Origin of the sequence: Paenibacillus sp. OV219, assembly GCF_900110075.1 — a bacterium.
In the GTDB taxonomy this organism is placed as follows: domain Bacteria; phylum Bacillota; class Bacilli; order Paenibacillales; family Paenibacillaceae; genus Paenibacillus_Z.
The window spans coordinates 1-16,552 of record NZ_FOCJ01000012.1 but is presented as its reverse complement, the minus strand read 5'-3'; the positions used below and the strand labels follow the sequence as shown (position 1 = coordinate 16,552).

The window sequence follows — 16,552 nt, the reverse complement described above, 5'->3', positions numbered from 1 at the left end:
GTATTCAGGAATAAAGGGGGGCCAAATCCGTAATGACCGAATATCTAATACGCCGTTTATTCCAATCCGTAGTAGTCCTATTCTTTATCTCCATCCTTACCTTTGCGATGATTCATGCGGCTCCCGGTGGTCCCACACAAGTGTTTCTAGCACCTGGACTCTCACCGGAAGCAGCCAAAGTTCAAGCGCATAACTTAGGGCTAGACCGCCCTGTGTTCGTACAATATTCGATCTGGCTGGGACATCTGCTGACAGGTGACCTTGGCTACACGTTCAAGAATCATATCCCGGTAGGCGATATTCTATGGCCGACGGTGAAGAACACGATGGTGCTCATGGGCGCTGCCTGGCTGTTCTCGCTCCTTATTGCAATTCCGTGGGGGATCTATAACAGTACATCCCAATATGGCTTCTCCGATCAGACCTCATCCTTCATTTCCTATATTGGGTTTGCGATGCCGACGTTCTGGTTCGGTATCATATTGCAGGAATATTTCTCGCTAAAGCACGATTGGCTCCCCTTATCCGACATGTATACGATGGGGAAAGAGGGCAATATTGCCGACCTGTTTATGCATCTCATTTTACCCGTATCGGTGCTGACTCTTGGCTTTCTTGCTTCCTACACGAAGTATGCGAAGGCGAGCATGTTGGAGGTGCTCGGGCAGGATTATATTCGTACAGCTCGGGCAAAAGGGCTTCGTGAAGGCCGGGTTATCTTCCGTCACGCGCTTCGCAATGCGCTAATTCCGATCATTACGATACTCGGGCTGGATCTGCCGATTCTTGTCGGCGGCGCCGCGCTGACTGAGCGGGTGTTCAACTGGCCGGGGATGGGGCGCCTGTTCGTCGATATGGCTGTTGCCCGGGAATATTCCGTGCTCATGTCCATTACGCTCGTCGTTTCGGTTATCGTTGTTGCCGGGAACTTGATCGCGGACATTCTGTACGCCATTGTTGATCCACGCGTGCAGCTTGGCGGCAAAGGGAGCGTGGCGCGATGAGCGGGCTGAAGCTGGAGCAAGTGAAGGCTGTGAAGGTCTCGTCGGCTGATGTTACCCCACCTGCTGACAAGCGGCCGCCGGGACCTTGGAGAACGGCATGGAAGAAGTTCGTGCAGAATCCGTTCGCCGTTGTTGGGCTTGTCATTTTATCAATCTTCATCCTTGCGGCTGTATGTGCCAGCTGGATCTCGCCTTACGATCCGACGCGCATCGATATGATGTTACCGAATCTTCATGCTGGGGCAAGCGGGCATCCGCTCGGTACCGATGAGCTCGGTCGCGACATTCTTTCCCGCTTGCTATACAGCAGCCGAATCTCGCTAACGGTTGGCTTCTCCGTCGCTTTTGTCTCCGTCTTCATCGGGACGCTTGTCGGAGCGTTTTCCGGTTATTTCGGCGGATGGGTCGATACGATTGCGATGCGCTTCGTGGATGTGATGAACTCGATTCCATCTCTGTTTCTGAACATCCTGATTCTAGCGATTTTTGGCTCCAAAGTGTCCTATATGATACTCGTTCTCGCCTTTACAAGCTGGATGGGGGTCGCGCGGCTCGTCCGAGGAACGTATCTGCAGCTGCGCGAGATGCAGTATGTGGAAGCAGCGAAGGCGATTGGCGTCTCGCATCTCGGCATTATTTTTCGCCATCTGCTTCGCAATGCGACCGCTCCAATTATCGTAACCGCGACACTGATGGTTGGCGGCGCAATCCTGAGCGAATCTGCGCTTTCCTACTTAGGGCTAGGCGTGCAGACGCCGGATACGAGCTGGGGACTGATGCTGAGCAACGCTCAGGAGTTCATGCTGACCGATCCGCTGCAGGCGCTCTACCCGGGCTTAAGTATCCTTATCGTCGTGCTCGCAGTGAACTTTATCGGCGATGGCATACGTGATGGACTCGATCCAAGGATGACGACAATTCCTCGAAGGAGGCTGGCGCAGTGGTGGAAAAAGTTCTCCAAATCCGTAATTTAACGGCAGGCTTCCTGACGGAAAAAGGGTTCATGAAAGCGACCGATCGCGTCACGCTTGAGCTCGATCGCGGACAGACATTATGCGTCGTTGGCGAGTCCGGTAGCGGCAAGAGCGTCACCGCCATGTCGGTCATGCGGCTCATTGATTATGCTGGTGGCTTTATTGAAGGCGGGGAGATGCTGTTTAGCGGCAGCGACCTCGTGAAGAAGAAGCAGCAGGAGATGCTGAAGATACGCGGCAATCGTATTACGATGATTTTCCAGGATCCCATGTCGGCGCTGAATCCTGTCTTCACGGTAGGAGATCAGATTGCTGAGGCGCTGCGTATTCACAAGAGAATGAGCAAGAAGGACGCCTGGCAGGCGAGTGTGAAGATGCTGCGCCGTGTCGGCATCCCGGACCCTGACATGCGCGCGAAGCAGTATCCGCATGAGATGTCAGGCGGAATGTGCCAGCGGGTCGTTATCGCGATGGCGCTTGCGTGTAATCCCGAGCTGCTCATCGCCGATGAACCGACAACGGCGCTCGACGTAACGGTGCAGGCGCAAATTCTGGATTTGCTAAGGCAGCTGAAGCAGGAGTTCGGCATGTCGATGCTGCTGATCACGCATGATATGGGCGTCGCGGCAGAGGTAGCCGACCGCATTGCCGTGATGTATGCGGGCACGGTCGTGGAAGAAGGGACCGTGAAGGAGATCTTCGAGCAGCCGCGCCATCCGTACACAATTGGGCTTTTGAAGTCGATCCCTGGCCTCGAAGGCGAGCGCGGAGGAGAGCTTTATACGATCAAGGGCGTCATTCCGCCGATCAGCCAGCTTCCGTCTGGCTGTCGGTTCCATCCGCGCTGCCCGCATGCGATGGATGTCTGCAAGGAGCAAGAGCCTGCGCTTCTCGCGTCACCGTCTGGGCATAAAGCGGCTTGCTGGCTCGATGAGTCGGAGCTGAAAAGAACTGCGGGGGCGGAATCGGCTGCGAGCAGCCACGGGATGAAAGTGACGATCAGCAGCAAGACGGAGGTGGCGTTATGAGCAGCAGCGGATATTTGGTGGAAGCAAACCATGTGAAGAAGTATTTTCCGATCAAGACGGGGCTGCTGAATCGGGTGATCGGCCATGTGAAAGCGGTCGATGACGTCTCCTTCGGCATTCGGGCAGGAGAGACATTCGGCCTTGTCGGAGAGTCCGGCTGTGGGAAGTCGACGCTCGCTCGTGTGCTGCTGAACCTGAAGAGTGCTACGGATGGCGAGATTAAGTATGACGGCACGAACATTCTCACCGCGGGAAGCCGGGAGCTTCGCAAGCTGCGCGAGGAGATGCAGATTATTTTTCAAGATCCGTTCGGCTCGCTTAATCCGCGGTTTCTTGTGAAAGATTTAATCAGTGAACCGTTGCGCGTACATCGTCGAATGAGCGAACGGGAATTGGATAATCGTGTTGTCGAATTGATGGAGCTAGTCGGACTTGATGCCGGAAGACGCAACCGGTATCCGCATGAATTCTCAGGTGGACAGCGTCAGCGCATTGGTATTGCCCGGGCAATATCACTTAATCCGAAGTTCATCGTAGCGGATGAAGCGGTGTCGGCGCTTGACGTTTCCGTGCAGTCGCAGGTACTGAACCTGATGATGAAGCTGCAGAAGGAGCTCGGCTTAACGTATTTGTTTATCGCGCATGGCCTGAACGTCGTTCGACATATTTCGGATCGCGTCGGAGTTATGTACTTGGGGAAAATGGTCGAAGTAGGCAAGACGGAGGAGCTGTTCGCTAAGCCGCTTCATCCATATACCTCGGTGCTGCTGTCCGCCATTCCGAAGCCGACGACGGAGCATCGGGAAGAGCGAATTATACTTCAAGGAGACGTGCCTTCGCCGGCGAACCCGCCTTCAGGATGCCGGTTCCACCCGCGCTGTCCGTTCGTGCAGGACCGCTGCAAGGTGGAGGAGCCGCAGCTTCTGAGCATGGCGGATGAGCGGCAGGTTGCTTGTCATTACCCGCTGCAATAAGCGAGATCACATAACACTCTTAAGATTAAGCAAGACACATAATCACTCTTAAAATGTAGCGAGATTATAAAATCCCTCTCAAGATTAAGCAAGATCACAAAATCCCTCTCACGAATTCGGTGAGAGGGATTTTTTTTATTTATTGGAGTGATGTTTGTGAGTTTGCCTAGTGGGAGCCGGAGGCCCACGCCATTACTTCGCGTAGAATTCATAGAGAGGGTTTTCCCGCTCTCTTTTAGATTTTTCGGTGTTTTTACAGCTGAGAGAGGCTTTTTCCACTCTAGAGCTGCTCTTTCGGGGGAATTCTTGCTCTTGCGCTCACTGAGAGAGGGTTTTTCCGCACTCAGGTTCCTGTTTGGGTAGCTTCGATGGTCGAGAGAGGGTTTTCCCTCTCTCCATCAAAGTGTGCCAGGAACACATAGGTCGTGGCGGCGGTTTGGGGCTAGCTTGCACATCGAGAGAACATATGTGTTCTCTCAGCCGCAATTCGGCGCGTTTTGAGTGCTGAGAGCACATATGTGTTCTCTCAGCAACGAAACAATGGTTAGTTTGTTGAACTTCAGCGATGAAAGCACATATAGGTTCTCTCAGACTACTTATGGCGCGTTTTGGATGCTGAGAGCACGTGTGTGTTCTCTCAGTTACAGAACTGAGATTAGTTTGATCGGCCTCGGCGGTGAGGGCCCCCCATATAGAGAGTGTCGATTCAATCGGCCAATCTCGATTTCGCTCACTCAACTACGCCAAGCTGACGATGTTGGTTGGTTCCATATCTGAGAGTGCTGAATCTACACTCTCAGAGCATCAATCGGCTGATTTTCGCGCTGAGAGTACGTATTTAGCTCACTCAGCTCCGCCAAACTGCCGATTTCGGTTGGTTCCATATCTGAGAGTGTTGAATCTGCACTCTCAGAGCATCAATCGGCTGATTTTCGCGCTGAGAGTACGTATTACGCACTCACAGCTCCGCCAAGCTGCCGACCACTCGATAAGTTAAAAGGCATCGTTCCCGTGTATGACGGGAACGATGCCTTTTTTCATGTAGCTATATAAAAAGCTGAGGGTGAAAAAATGAACAATCAGCTACAGCTTCACCCAAGCGGTCAGTCCATCCGGCTGATCCGGGTTGAAGCCCTGCCGCTCCGCGCTGCAGAGGGCAACGATCTGCGGGATGAACAGGAACGGGATGCCTTGCGCTGGAAGCGCTAGCGGTGACACCGCAGTAAGGACGAGATCGACATCCGGCTGCAAGGTCGTCAATGTCGCATCTCCGAATGCGATGACTCTAGCGCCGCGCGCGCGAATATCCTGCATGAGCTTGCGTTGATGCTCGGCGCCTTGGTTGGTCAGATGCGCAATGACAAGCGTATCAGGACCAATTGTCACCATCGGACCGTGGCGGACGTCTAGCAGATGATAGGCATGTGCCTGCATTTTGGCGATTTCCGTCAGTGCAATCGCGCCTTCAGCTGCAAGTCCGTTCAACTCCCCGTCGGCGAGAATGACGGCGTTCGTCCATCCATAATCGCTTACTGCCCGAATGGATGCTTCGACGCGACTCATGTAAGCTTCGCCTTGCGCAATCGCAAAGCCGATATCTGCGATGACATCTTCCTCATCGCCTAGAAAAGCCGCAAGCAAGAGATTCGCAGTATATAAGTTCGTGACCGTTCTTGTCTGGCACACACTGTGATCGAATGCCCATGGCAGGGTCAAGGTGAAATCGGCGATTTCCGCGAGCGCCGAGTCGATAACGCAAGAAAGTGCGAGTACGGGTACTGAAGCCTCGTCACCTTGAGCTTTCAGCAGGCGAACAGCTTCGACGATCTCACTTGTTGAGCCGGATCGGGATGGGGTGATGAGCAGCGTATCGCGAAGCATCGGCGCATAGGCATCGGCGTTCAGCAGCAGATCGCCGCCAGCTAGTGCGGATGCGGGAAATCCTGTCCGCAGGCGGAACGAGAATGCGGCTGATGCGCTTAACGTGTAGCTGGAGCCGCAGCCGATGAACGTGACCGAGCTCTTCCCCTGTGCACGGACGAACTCGGTAATCGAATCGCGGCGCTCGAGCATATAGTCGTAGGTTTGCAGCAAGGCAGAGTATTGCTGTTTGATTTCCTCATAGGTCAAGCTCATTTTTGAACTCCTCCTCCGAATAGGTCAATCTCTTCTATCTCCATCATAGATCGTTTCGCTGATGCTATCAATCACAATTTGAACTTTACGATCAAATAATGATTGTAAAGATCACGAAGCGCAGCTATGATAAAACTATAAAGATAAGGATAAGGATCAGAGGTTCAAAAGTTCAAAGGTTCAGCATGGGGAGGAGAAGATCGAATGCCGCTCATTTCATCTACCGACATGCTTCACAGAGCAAGAAAAGGCCGTTATGCCGTTGCCGCGTTCAATGTTCATACTTTGGAGATGCTTCAAGCCGTAACAGAAGCTGCTGAGGAGATGCAGTCACCGCTCATTATCCAATCGACCGTAGGGACGGTGAAGCATCTCGGACCGGACTATATCGCCGCCGCTGCTACAGTTGCTGCGAACCGGACCGGCTTGCCGATTGCTCTGCATCTTGACCATTGCACGGATTTCGACATCATCGTCAAATGCATTCGTGCAGGCTATACTTCCGTTATGATTGATGCTTCGATGCTTCCATTCGAAGAGAATGTGTCCCGCACGAAGAAGGTGATGGAGGTGGCGTATGCCGCTGGCGTGAATGTCGAAGCAGAGCTTGGCAAAGTAGGCGGCGTCGAGGATGATATCGTCGTGGAGGAACAAGATGCACTGCTCGCTGACCCTGATGAGTGCGTGGCATTCATGGCTCGAACCGGTGTCCATACACTGGCGCCTGCGATCGGCACGGCGCATGGCATCTACAAAGGAACACCGAACATTGATTTCAAGCGGATCGCTGCGATTGCAGAGCTGGTGACAGCGCCTCTCGTGCTTCATGGCGGTTCCGGCATCCCGGCCGAGCAGGTGAAGCTCGCCGTTTCGCTCGGCATGGCGAAGATGAATATTGCGACAGAGCTTCGTATTGCATTCTCGGATGCAATTAAGCAGGTGTTTGCGGAGCGGCCCAGCGAGAACGATCCACGAACCTACATGGTACCGGCGAAGAAAGCCGTCAAGCAGCTTGCCATCGAGAAAATGCAGCTATGTGGCTGTATAGGCAAGGCTGCTCACATCCAACAACGTTAAGCTGGAGGCAAGAATGATTATGCAATCAAAAGGTGAACTGCGCCGAACGAAAATGCTGGAGCGCATTAAACAATCTGGCAAAGCGTCAATTAGTGAGCTGATGGATATTACCGATAGCTCAATCGCCACGATCCGCCGTGATCTGGAGGCGCTGGAGCAATCGAATTTCATCATCCGTACCATTGGCGGGGCGGTCTATGATGAAGGCAGTAGCCGAAACAACGCCGCTGAGCTTGCTTTTGCCGATAAACGATCCGTCAGTAAGGAAGGCAAGGAGCGTATCGCTGCCGATGCTGCCGCGCTCGTTGAGGAAGGCGATGTCATCTGCCTGACAGGCGGCACGACGACTTTCCTCATTGCCAAGGCGCTGAAGGATCATCAGAACATTACGGTCGTCACGAACGCCGTTAATATTGCAGCAGAATTATTTGATGCAGAAGGTGTCCAGGTCGTCGTATCAGGTGGTGTCATGCGGCATAAAAGCTACGAGCTGATCGGGCCGCTGGCGGAGAGCGTTATCGAGAAGCTGAACATTACGAAGATGTTCCTCGGTGTCGACGGAGTCTCTCGCGAGCATGGTTTCACGACACATTCCGAGCTGGAAGCCCGCATAGCACAACTGTTCATCGCACGGTCAAGCAAGGTGTATGCGGTATATGACCAAACGAAGCTGCAGAAGTCGGCGCTGTTTACAATCATTCCATACGACGGCGTCACTGGCGTTATTACGGACCTCTAATATTTTCATAAAATAGGAGGATGGAGCAATGATTCACGCTGCAGTAATCGGGGCAGGCAATCGGGGCATGTTCGGTCTCGGTTCTTACGCGCTGCGCAAGCCGCATGAGATCAAATTCGTTGCTGTGGCGGAGCCGAATGAAGAGCGCAGGCTGAAGTTCGCCGAGATGTACGGCATTACGCCGGATAAGCAGTTCGCATGCTGGGAGGAGCTGCTTAATCAGCCCAAGCTGTGCGAGGCGCTGCTCATCTGCACGATGGACAGGGAACATTTTCATCCGACGATGAAGGCGCTTGAGGTCGGCTATCATATTCTGCTAGAGAAGCCGATGTCGCCGAATCCGAAGGAAGCGCTGCTTATGGCGGAAGAGGCGGAGCGCCGCAATCGGATACTTACAATCTGCCACAGCATGCGATACTCGAACTATTTCAGCACGGTGAAGCGGCTGCTTGATCAAGGCGCCGTCGGCAAACTAATGACGATTCATTGGACGGAGAACGTCGGCTTCGCGCATCAAGCACACAGCTTCGTGCGAGGCAATTGGCGCAATAGCACCTTGTCCAGCCCGATGCTGCTGCAGAAGTGCTGCCATGATCTCGATTACTTGAAGTGGATTATCGGCGGTAATTGCAAGAGCGTTTCCTCCTACGGCAGCTTGTCTTATTTCCGAGAGGAGAATGCGCCCGAAGGGTCAACTGCCCGCTGCACGGATGGCTGCAAGGTGGAGCATGAATGTCCAGTATCGGCGATTAAGCTCTATCTGAACGAGAAGGACGAATGGCCGCAAAATGTCGTCTCGCTCGCCCCTACAATCGAAGCGCGTCTGCACGCTTTAAAGCACGGACCGTACGGTAGATGTGTGTTCCGCTGCGATAACGACGTCGTCGATCATCAAGTCGTTAATATGCTGTTCGATAATGAGGTGACGGTCGCTTTCACGATGACGGCATTCACCCGCGACACGAGCCGTTCCTTCAAAATCATGGGCACGACCGGAGAGCTGCTCGGCCATTCCGGCACGAATGAGATTGAGATTCGCCATTTCTCCGGCAAGACGGAGATCATTCGGCCAGAGCAGCAGGAAGGTTCGCACAGCGGAGCTGATTCGGTGCTGATGCAGAGCTTCGTCAGGCAGGTGGAGACGGAGACGAGCGGCGTAAGCTCGGGCATGGAATCCGCGCACAGCCATTTGCTCGTTTTTGCCGCTGAGCAGTCGCGTTTGACCGGCGAGACGGTAAGCTTCGAACGCTACATTGCAGATCTGAAGTCGCTGGTGTAACACGATACGAGCCTTGACCTGTAAGATAGACACTTTTTGAAAAGTGACTGTCCTGCGGGTCATTTTTATTTTTAACGAAGTAGCAAATTTGTACTTATTTACTAGGGGTGATAGATAAGCCGCACGACCTGTAAAACTGTTATATATCAATTTATTACGGCTATATACGCGTTCTACAGATGACATTATAATTAGGGCTAAGTCGTCGTAAGCGCTTACTACGAAACCATAGAAAATCAAAGGAGCATGAATAATATGACGCAGAAATTGATAGCGGTTTCTCCTAGAAAAGCAGCCTTGATTCCATATGAGGATGAGGTCGTTCAGGCGCATCAAGTGAAGGTCCAAATTCAGTATGCTTCACCGAAGCACGGCTCCGAGCTCGCTGAGTTCCGTGGAGAGAGCCCGCATGTGAACGATTACTATAATGAAGAGTGGCAGGCGTTTATTCCGAGGGATGAGACGAACAAGTCCGATAAATTTGGGAAATGGAATTTGGGCAACCAATGGGTCGGCGTTATTGTGGAAGCGGGAAGCGACGTCACTGATTACAAAGTGGGCGATCGGGTGTGCAGCTACGGAGGCATTCGTGAAACGCATATCGTCAATGCAGTTGATAACTATTATTTGCTCAAGATGCCTGACGCCATGCCTTGGAAAAATGCGCTATGCTTCGATCCTGCCCAGTTCGCGCTAAGCGGAATTCGGGACAGCGGGATGCGAATCGGAGATACGGTAGCGATATTTGGACTCGGAGCCATTGGCGCTATTGCGGCGCAATTGGCACGTCTCGGGGGAGCTAGCTACGTAGCGGTCATTGATCCAATCGCCAAGCGGCGGGAAGCAGCGCTTCGGGCAGGAGCTACTGCCGCATTCGATCCGTTATCTCAGGATATTGGCCTCGAATTGAAGAAGGCAACGGGCAAGCTCGGCGTCGATGTCATCATTGAAACAAGCGCGAATGAGCAAGCGCTCCAATCTTCACTGCGCGGGTTAGCCTACGGCGGGACAATCGCTTACGTCGGATGGGCTCGCGCTTTCAAGGGCGGACTTGATTTTGGCCGGGAAGCACATTTCAATAACGCGAAGATCATCTTCTCCCGCGCGTGCAGCGATCCGAACCCTGACCATCCGAGATGGAGCTGGAGAAGAATCGAGAACGAATGCTGGACGATTTTGCAGGGAAATCAAATGAATTGCGAAGAAATCATTAATCCGGTCATCCCTTTCCTCGAGTGTGCGGAAGGCTATGAGGAGTTTGTCGATCAGCATCCGGAAAGAAGCGTCAAGCTTGGTGTGACTTTCTAATAAAAGGTTGGTTAGGGAGGGAAGAAACGTGAGTGAAAGCTTGAACATGCTGCTCGAGCATGCGTCGCTGCATATCCAACAATTCGACATTCATAGCCGAAGAGAGCTGAAGGTTCTCAGTCGCGTCCTTCCCTATTATGTCATGTCTTACCATAAAGAAGGCAAGGCGACATTACGGATTGGAGATGTCATCTATCCGATCGACACAGGGCATGTCGTCCTTATTCCTCCCAATATCGAGCATGATCATTACAAGGACACGAATGAGGAATCCGTCTTTCTCTGGTGGCATTTTACGTTCCAAATCGCTGGTTTAATTGATGTGTTCCGGTTGTTTCAGCTTCCTCTTATATTCAAGCTGGAGAATACGTCCGAATTCGAGCAAGCGTTCCTCCAATTTCAGAACTCCGCGAATTCCCGCAATGCGGCGCCCGGTTTTCTACCGACCCGTATTCTGGAGAAAGCCAAATCGCTGGAATTGCTGTATCATATCCTCGTTTCGGCGATGAATGAGAACGCGGTTACTCGACCGGATCAGCATTCGAACAGCTTTCTGGATATATTAGCGCAAATTATTCAGCATCCGGAGCAAGAGCTGTCTCTCGGCAAATTAGCTCAGAAAATACAGATGCATCCGACGTATGTCAGCAATCGCTTCAAAGAATTGTTCGGGAAGTCTCCAATCCAGGTTCACCGCGAGATGCGAGTGCTCAAAGCGAAGACACTGCTCCAAACAAGCGACCTATCCATCGGCGAGATCGCGCTTGCGGCAGGCTTCAGCGGTATCCCGACATTCAGCCGTTTATTCAAATCCTATGTGGGCGTCCCGCCATCTCAATATCGGGAGCTCAACAAGCCTTTCGGCTTCCATACATGAACAACAACTTGTCTGAGTAAAGGAGTCATGCTAGGGTGAGATTCGCATTGCAGGACAGATTGACCGGAAAGAGCGACTACAGCGATATCTTCGCGGAAGCTAAGCAATTGGGATATGACGGCGTGGAGATTACGCATCATGGAGCGCCTTTAACAGAGCAACAGCAGACGAAATTATACTCGCTTCGGAGCGTTCGGGTATTCCTGCAAGCGCCGTATGCGGCGGTTATAAACATTGGATCGGAGATTTTGACCGCGAGCAGCGTCTCGTAGCAGTAGCCGGAATCGGTCAGTCTCTGGAACAAATTCGGCGAATCGGGGCGCAGGGCCTGATTGCACCTGCTGCTTTTGGCATCGTAACGAGAGGCGTCCCCCTGCCACGCGATACCGCAGGCGATGAGGAAGCATTGCTAGATTCCTTAACGAGAATCGCAGAGAAGCAGAGGAGCTTGGCGTGTATCTATTGCTAGAGCCGCTTAATCGCTACGAGGATCATATGATTAACCGGGTCGAGCAGGCCGTATCGCTCATTCAGCGGACCGGAAGCTCGCACATTAAAGTGATGGCTGACTTCTTCCACATGAACATTGAGGAAGCCGATATTACTGCTTCGATCGAGCAGCATTACAGCAACATCGGCTACTTCCACCTCGCGGATAGCGCGCGGAAGGAACCGGGTACAGGCCATCTGGACTTCCGTCAGCCTTTTGCCAAATTGAAGGAGCTGCGTTATGAGGGGTTTTTATCCTTGGAATGCGGCTTATCCGGTGAGCGGAGCAAGAGCTTGTCTGATTCAGTGCGTTACTTGAAAAATAATGCGTGAAAACTAGTAATGCAAAAATGCCTCCAATCCACTGAACGTGGATTGGAGGCATTTTCATCTATGTGTCGAGCTATTCGTGTAGGTTGGTTGCGGGGGCAGGATTTGAACCTGCGGCCTTCGGGTTATGAGCCCGACGAGCTACCGAGCTGCTCCACCCCGCGATAATGATCGTATAACTAAGCACTTTGATCATTTAACGTTCAACTATTATCCTATGCTACAGTAATTCGAACTAATAAGCAAACTTAATGTAGAGCTTCTACGCAAAAGGGCAGTTTTGCATCATTCGGCAAGTGGATATAATGTGCGTAGATAACTTTCAGTGAAGTCGGTATCATAGGAAGAAGTAGAATTAGGATTGGAGGCGAATTGCCGTGTTAACGCGTATGGCGACAAGAGACGACGCGCCGGCGGTCATTCCGCTGCTGCTCGAAGCGATCGGGGATATCGCGTATTTGCTTACTGGAGCTTCCGATGAGGCCGAGGCGGCTGAACGGCTGGCAGGCTTCTACAATCAGCAAGGCAATCGGGTCAGCTGCGACCATGTCCTCGTCGCTGAGCAAGACGGGCAGGTTGCGGGCATGCTCGTCGCTTACTCCGGCAATGATGCGCATCTGCTGGACGAGCCTTTTCTGGCGCCGCTGCGCCGCCGGTCTCCGTTGATGGCGGAAAGCGCAATTGTCAGGGAAGCCCAGGACGGTGAATACTACTTGGATGCACTGGCTGTCGCGGAGCCTTACCGCGGGCAAGGTATCGCGAAGCGGCTTATGACTGCGGCCGAGCAGCGTGCAGCCGAGCTCGGGTTCGACCGCACGGCGCTAATCGTGGAAGCCTATAACGATAGAGCTTACAAGCTCTACGTGGCAAGCGGCTATAACGAAACCGGCACGATGCGGATTGGAGACAGCGACTATCGCCGCATGGTGAAGCCGATTTAAGGCGATGTGTATGCAGCTCTAGAGCAGATTATTTCAAAAAAATGCTGGATATATGTTTTATAAAGGAGAGGAATCTCGTGGCGTCTCTACATTTAATGGTTGGTCTCCCTTGTAGCGGTAAGACTACTTTGGCCCGTCAACTCGAAACGAAATACTCTGCACTTCGCCTTACTCCTGATGAATGGCATATCCATTTATTTGGGCATGATTTCGGGGATAACATGACGCAATCTGAAGAAACAAAGCATGATTCTAGACATGATTCTGTGGAATCCCTAATGTGGGAAGTGGCATCTAGAGTTTTAATTCTTGGTGTTGATGTTATTTTGGATTTTGGATGCTGGGTCCGAAGTCAACGAGACGAGTTTCGTACTCGAGCTAATAACCTTGGGGCCGACTTTAAAATTCATTTTGTTGATGTGCCTGAAGAAGTGTTGTTTGAACGTTTAGAAGCTAGAAATGTGATGAACCCAGAGGGAACTTTTTTCATACCCAAAGCTAAACTTAAAGAGTGGATACAAATTTTTGAGCCACCTTCACCAGAGGAACTTGAAACTTCCGGCAATTAGTTATGCGACTTCTACGAAAAACACGGATAGAGCGACATAATCACCGTTTTCGGCAAAGAAGGGGGCGGGCACCATCCGCACGGACTGCCGGATCCCAAGCCGATCGTGGATTTTATATTGAAGCATGACAAGTGACCCCAACCAGTAACGATATGAAATAGAACTGCCTGGTTTAATAGAAAAGATCGATTCAGCTCTATAAATGGTATACATCGAGAGTTTGTTAGAATACAAATCCGCGCTTACAGATGGAACTACGTATAATCTACTAACAAAAGGGAAAGATATTGATAGATTATAGCCGTTTTAAATGTAAGGAGGATATGCTGCATGAAATGTTTGAACTGTAACTCGGTTGATATAGGTAAGATCGGTAAACAACATTATTATTGTTGGAACTGCTGTATTGAGATTACAGTAAATGGAGAGAAACTGGATTTATATCAGGTGGAGAAAGACGGCACTGTCAGCTCACTTAATGATTTGTTTATAGAAGAAATTCAAATCTATACTGGCTTGCAATGAAATGAGGACTAATAAATTTCGAGGTTAGATCCGCAGCCCGTTGCTGTGGGTCTCTTTTTTAGTTGAAGTAACGGGTAGTTTAGTTCTTTTGTGTGCTACTATACTGAATAGAAGCTTCGTACTCATAACAAGGAAGGTTAGGAAACCGTATGAAAATGAGTGGTAACACCGTTCTTATCACAGGAGGCACATCTGGCATCGGCTTCGAATTTGCAGCACAACTGATTAAGCTAGGGAATACCGTTATCATTACTGGTCGAGATCTGGTGAGGCTGGATGCTGCGAAGAAAAAACTTCCGACAGTACATACGTTACAGAGCGATGCAGCGGATCCTAAAGCGATAGCTGGTTTGTTTGAAACCGTGGTGAAGCAATTCCCTAAACTCAACGTCCTAATCAATAATGCAGGATTCATGCGTAGAATTAATCTTCATGACCAGGACATCGATCTGGAGGATCTCAATCGCGAGATCGAAACGAATTTAAGCGGACCAATTTGGATGACGAAACAATTCCTAGAATATTTAAAAACGCAGGAGTCGGCCGCTATCATGAATGTATCATCAGGACTTGCTTTCGTCCCGCTGCCTATCTCACCGGTGTATTGTGCAGCAAAAGCAGGATTACATTCTTATACACAGTCGTTGAGAGTGCAGCTCAAAAATACGAAAGTAAAAGTATTTGAGCTAGCGCCTCCGTTGACAGAAACTCCGCTGGTGGACTCGTTCGAGCCAGCAGATCTAGCAGGCTCCAAAGCGATGAGCGTGTCCAAAATGGTTGGGATTGCAATTCGGGGCATGGAGCGGGATAACTTCGAAATCCGGCCTGGGCAAAGTAACGCCTTGAAGCTTATGAACCGGATTGCTCCGAAGTTTATTTTCAACCAGCTCAGCAAGTCTGTGAACAATATGCTGACGGAGTCGAAGTAAATCCGATTCGATGATCCAAGCTTATCCGTATAAGCAGACTCAAATGAAAAGAAGGGATAGCTTAATCGCTACCCTTCTTTTCTCTATTTGATTCCCAATACTCAGTAGGAGACGCAATTTCTTCGCTATTAAATGAAAGAGTGGCAAACCTAATACATACAAACCACTGATTGTAATGCACAGCACTTTATGTTCTTTAAAAGCTTTTACAGATAATTCCGAGAAAGTAAAAAGGCAGAGCCGCTCCATATGGGTAGATCCAGCAGACTTTACTACGAACGGGCAGGAGAGTTCAATCACTTCGCGAATATTCGAAATATGGGATTTTTGTGTAAGGACCTCGGCATTAAAAAAACAAAAGGAGACAAAATGAAATACAAAAAAGGCATCATTATAGTGTCAGTTCTAGTTAACATTATTCTCTTCACTTATGTTTATCTGAATGTTAAACACATTAAAGATGCTTATTCCCATTTATCCTTTGGATTGCAGGGGGATCTAGTTCAATTGGAAAGTACAATAGATTATCAAATAAAGAATAACTGGCAGGAAGCAAATATGGTTCTCGAAAAAATAGAAGATATCAGAGAAGATATTAATTACTTGATGGTTACAGGTAAAGATTCAGGATTAATGTCAAAGAGCCAAGAAAATGATTTATGGAACTTATATAGATATTTCTCAAAGTATCCTACTTACACAGGCTATCCAAACACAAACCTCAATAACAATCAAAAAGAGGAGTTAACAAAACTAAAGGATGATTTAAGGGCAGTAGGCTGGGGCATGAACTTAGGTTACCATGGAGACTGGGACAGTTTTTCTATGAGAATAGATGCTTTAATTAAATGATGATTGTGAGCTGTCCGAGGTAACTCGGGCAGCTTTTCATTTGTTGCGATTAGAAAGTAGAGTAAGCTTGTGAACGCCACAATATCTTTTAAGGGAAGTGAGAATGAACAGGAATATTTTAACACTGGACTACTACGCTGATATCATGTTAATATAGCATTCTGCCGCTGAGAGGTAAGCCAAGCACGGTGGGCGAAACGAAAAACAAGTTGAAAAATAAAGCTTGCAATTGAGTTTCGATATATGATATATTCTAGTTCCGGCCGAGAGGTTGGGACGAGAAATAAAGAATTTTGTTCCTTGAAAACTGAACAATGAGCGACCTGTCAAAAGGTCATAAAATACGTCGAAACGACGATCGCCATTTGGCGAAAGTGTTTCTGACGAGCTAGTTTTTTGAATGAGCTAACAAGCAAATTCATTTGGCGCAAATGGCTCCGCCATTTCGCCTATTATGGAGAGTTTGATCCTGGCTCAGGACGAACGCTGGCGGCGTGCCTAATACATGCAAGTCGAGCGGA

General features: G+C 50.2%; 17 protein-coding genes, 1 tRNA gene, 1 rRNA gene and 1 pseudogene. 17 read left to right on the top strand and 3 right to left on the bottom strand.

The features are described 5' to 3' along the window. Window positions 1–32 precede the first annotated feature (32 nt). The 4 genes from BMY11_RS23885 to BMY11_RS23870 are packed head-to-tail and all read left to right on the top strand — an operon-like array spanning window position 33 to window position 3,980. Complete coding sequence (locus BMY11_RS23885) at window positions 33–1,004, top strand: ABC transporter permease (protein WP_090582134.1); 972 nt, start codon at window positions 33–35, stop codon at window positions 1,002–1,004. Further along, complete coding sequence (locus BMY11_RS23880; protein WP_090582132.1) at window positions 1,001–1,978, top strand: ABC transporter permease; 978 nt, start codon at window positions 1,001–1,003, stop codon at window positions 1,976–1,978. The genes BMY11_RS23885 and BMY11_RS23880 overlap by 4 nt, the downstream gene beginning before the upstream one ends. Beyond that, window positions 1,945–3,006, top strand: a complete 1,062-nt coding sequence (locus BMY11_RS23875; RefSeq protein WP_090582130.1) for an ABC transporter ATP-binding protein — start codon at window positions 1,945–1,947, stop codon at window positions 3,004–3,006. Before BMY11_RS23880 ends, BMY11_RS23875 begins: the two co-directional genes overlap by 34 nt. Then, window positions 3,003–3,980, top strand: coding sequence for an ABC transporter ATP-binding protein (locus tag BMY11_RS23870; RefSeq protein ID WP_090582128.1), 978 nt, complete (start codon window positions 3,003–3,005; stop codon window positions 3,978–3,980). The genes BMY11_RS23875 and BMY11_RS23870 overlap by 4 nt, the downstream gene beginning before the upstream one ends. 1,083 nt (window positions 3,981–5,063) lie before the next feature. Here the strand turns inward: BMY11_RS23870 and BMY11_RS23865 are convergent. Further along, complete coding sequence (locus tag BMY11_RS23865; RefSeq protein WP_090582126.1) at window positions 5,064–6,116, bottom strand: SIS domain-containing protein; 1,053 nt, start codon at window positions 6,114–6,116, stop codon at window positions 5,064–5,066. Between the two features lie 204 nt (window positions 6,117–6,320). On the opposite strand from BMY11_RS23865, the gene BMY11_RS23860 reads away from it, so the two are divergent. The 7 genes from BMY11_RS23860 (at window position 6,321) to BMY11_RS23830 (ending at window position 12,218) form a co-directional block, all read left to right on the top strand. Continuing rightward, a complete protein-coding gene (locus BMY11_RS23860; RefSeq protein ID WP_090582124.1) occupies window positions 6,321–7,193 on the top strand; it encodes a class II fructose-bisphosphate aldolase in 873 nt (290 codons plus the stop codon). 13 nt (window positions 7,194–7,206) lie between these two features. Continuing rightward, on the top strand, window positions 7,207–7,932 hold the full coding sequence (locus BMY11_RS23855; RefSeq protein WP_256217747.1) for a DeoR/GlpR family DNA-binding transcription regulator: 726 nt from the start codon (window positions 7,207–7,209) through the stop codon (window positions 7,930–7,932). 28 nt (window positions 7,933–7,960) lie between these two features. Further along, the gene (locus BMY11_RS23850; RefSeq protein ID WP_090582122.1) at window positions 7,961–9,211 is read left to right on the top strand and encodes a Gfo/Idh/MocA family protein; all 1,251 of its coding nucleotides are present in this window, start codon (window positions 7,961–7,963) and stop codon (window positions 9,209–9,211) included. 255 nt (window positions 9,212–9,466) lie between these two features. Further along, on the top strand, window positions 9,467–10,519 hold the full coding sequence (locus tag BMY11_RS23845; protein ID WP_090582120.1) for a zinc-binding dehydrogenase: 1,053 nt from the start codon (window positions 9,467–9,469) through the stop codon (window positions 10,517–10,519). 28 nt (window positions 10,520–10,547) lie between these two features. Further along, complete coding sequence (locus BMY11_RS23840; protein ID WP_090582119.1) at window positions 10,548–11,396, top strand: AraC family transcriptional regulator; 849 nt, start codon at window positions 10,548–10,550, stop codon at window positions 11,394–11,396. 35 nt (window positions 11,397–11,431) lie between these two features. Beyond that, window positions 11,432–11,668: a hypothetical protein gene (locus BMY11_RS23835; RefSeq protein ID WP_090582116.1), complete on the top strand. Its 237-nt coding sequence runs from the start codon at window positions 11,432–11,434 to the stop codon at window positions 11,666–11,668. Window positions 11,669–11,801: 133 nt separating this feature from the next. Then, window positions 11,802–12,218, top strand: coding sequence for a sugar phosphate isomerase/epimerase family protein (locus tag BMY11_RS23830; RefSeq protein WP_090582114.1), 417 nt, complete (start codon window positions 11,802–11,804; stop codon window positions 12,216–12,218). 84 nt (window positions 12,219–12,302) lie between these two features. Here the strand turns inward: BMY11_RS23830 and BMY11_RS23825 are convergent. Next, window positions 12,303–12,379, bottom strand: a tRNA-Met gene (locus BMY11_RS23825). Between the two features lie 213 nt (window positions 12,380–12,592). Here BMY11_RS23825 and BMY11_RS23820 point away from each other — a divergent pair. The 4 genes from BMY11_RS23820 to BMY11_RS23805 all read left to right on the top strand — a co-directional run bounded on the left by BMY11_RS23820 (window position 12,593) and on the right by BMY11_RS23805 (window position 15,179). Continuing rightward, window positions 12,593–13,156, top strand: coding sequence for a GNAT family N-acetyltransferase (locus BMY11_RS23820; protein ID WP_090582112.1), 564 nt, complete (start codon window positions 12,593–12,595; stop codon window positions 13,154–13,156). A gap of 77 nt (window positions 13,157–13,233) precedes the next feature. Next, window positions 13,234–13,725: a P-loop nucleotide/nucleoside kinase family protein gene (locus BMY11_RS23815; protein WP_218150214.1), complete on the top strand. Its 492-nt coding sequence runs from the start codon at window positions 13,234–13,236 to the stop codon at window positions 13,723–13,725. 330 nt (window positions 13,726–14,055) lie between these two features. After that, window positions 14,056–14,250 carry a hypothetical protein gene (locus BMY11_RS23810; protein WP_090582110.1) on the top strand — a complete coding sequence of 65 codons (195 nt, stop codon included), beginning with the start codon at window positions 14,056–14,058 and terminating at the stop codon, window positions 14,248–14,250. Window positions 14,251–14,399: 149 nt separating this feature from the next. Next, a complete protein-coding gene (locus tag BMY11_RS23805; protein ID WP_090582108.1) occupies window positions 14,400–15,179 on the top strand; it encodes an SDR family oxidoreductase in 780 nt (259 codons plus the stop codon). 114 nt (window positions 15,180–15,293) lie between these two features. On the opposite strand, the pseudogene BMY11_RS29775 reads toward BMY11_RS23805, so the two are convergent. Continuing rightward, window positions 15,294–15,404 (bottom strand): annotated as a pseudogene (locus BMY11_RS29775) (DUF2975 domain-containing protein); the annotation flags it as partial. Window positions 15,405–15,548: 144 nt separating this feature from the next. Between BMY11_RS29775 and BMY11_RS23795 the strand changes: the two are divergent. After that, entirely contained in the window at window positions 15,549–16,031 is a 483-nt protein-coding gene (locus BMY11_RS23795; protein WP_143069338.1) for a hypothetical protein, read from the top strand. A 451-nt stretch (window positions 16,032–16,482) separates the two neighbouring features. Further along, window positions 16,483–16,552: ribosomal RNA gene (locus tag BMY11_RS23790) — 16S ribosomal RNA — on the top strand; the annotation flags it as partial.

Coding starts and splice junctions, on each gene's coding strand:
- BMY11_RS23850 (WP_090582122.1), top strand. CDS start 7,961: ATGATTCACGCTGCAGTAATCGGGGCAGGCAATCGGGGCATGTTCGGT.
- BMY11_RS23860 (WP_090582124.1), top strand. CDS start 6,321: ATGCCGCTCATTTCATCTACCGACATGCTTCACAGAGCAAGAAAAGGC.
- BMY11_RS23865 (WP_090582126.1), bottom strand. CDS start 6,116: ATGAGCTTGACCTATGAGGAAATCAAACAGCAATACTCTGCCTTGCTG.
- BMY11_RS23880 (WP_090582132.1), top strand. CDS start 1,001: ATGAGCGGGCTGAAGCTGGAGCAAGTGAAGGCTGTGAAGGTCTCGTCG.
- BMY11_RS23845 (WP_090582120.1), top strand. CDS start 9,467: ATGACGCAGAAATTGATAGCGGTTTCTCCTAGAAAAGCAGCCTTGATT.
- BMY11_RS23870 (WP_090582128.1), top strand. CDS start 3,003: ATGAGCAGCAGCGGATATTTGGTGGAAGCAAACCATGTGAAGAAGTAT.
- BMY11_RS23795 (WP_143069338.1), top strand. CDS start 15,549: ATGAAATACAAAAAAGGCATCATTATAGTGTCAGTTCTAGTTAACATT.
- BMY11_RS23805 (WP_090582108.1), top strand. CDS start 14,400: ATGAAAATGAGTGGTAACACCGTTCTTATCACAGGAGGCACATCTGGC.
- BMY11_RS23885 (WP_090582134.1), top strand. CDS start 33: ATGACCGAATATCTAATACGCCGTTTATTCCAATCCGTAGTAGTCCTA.
- BMY11_RS23810 (WP_090582110.1), top strand. CDS start 14,056: ATGAAATGTTTGAACTGTAACTCGGTTGATATAGGTAAGATCGGTAAA.
- BMY11_RS23855 (WP_256217747.1), top strand. CDS start 7,207: ATGATTATGCAATCAAAAGGTGAACTGCGCCGAACGAAAATGCTGGAG.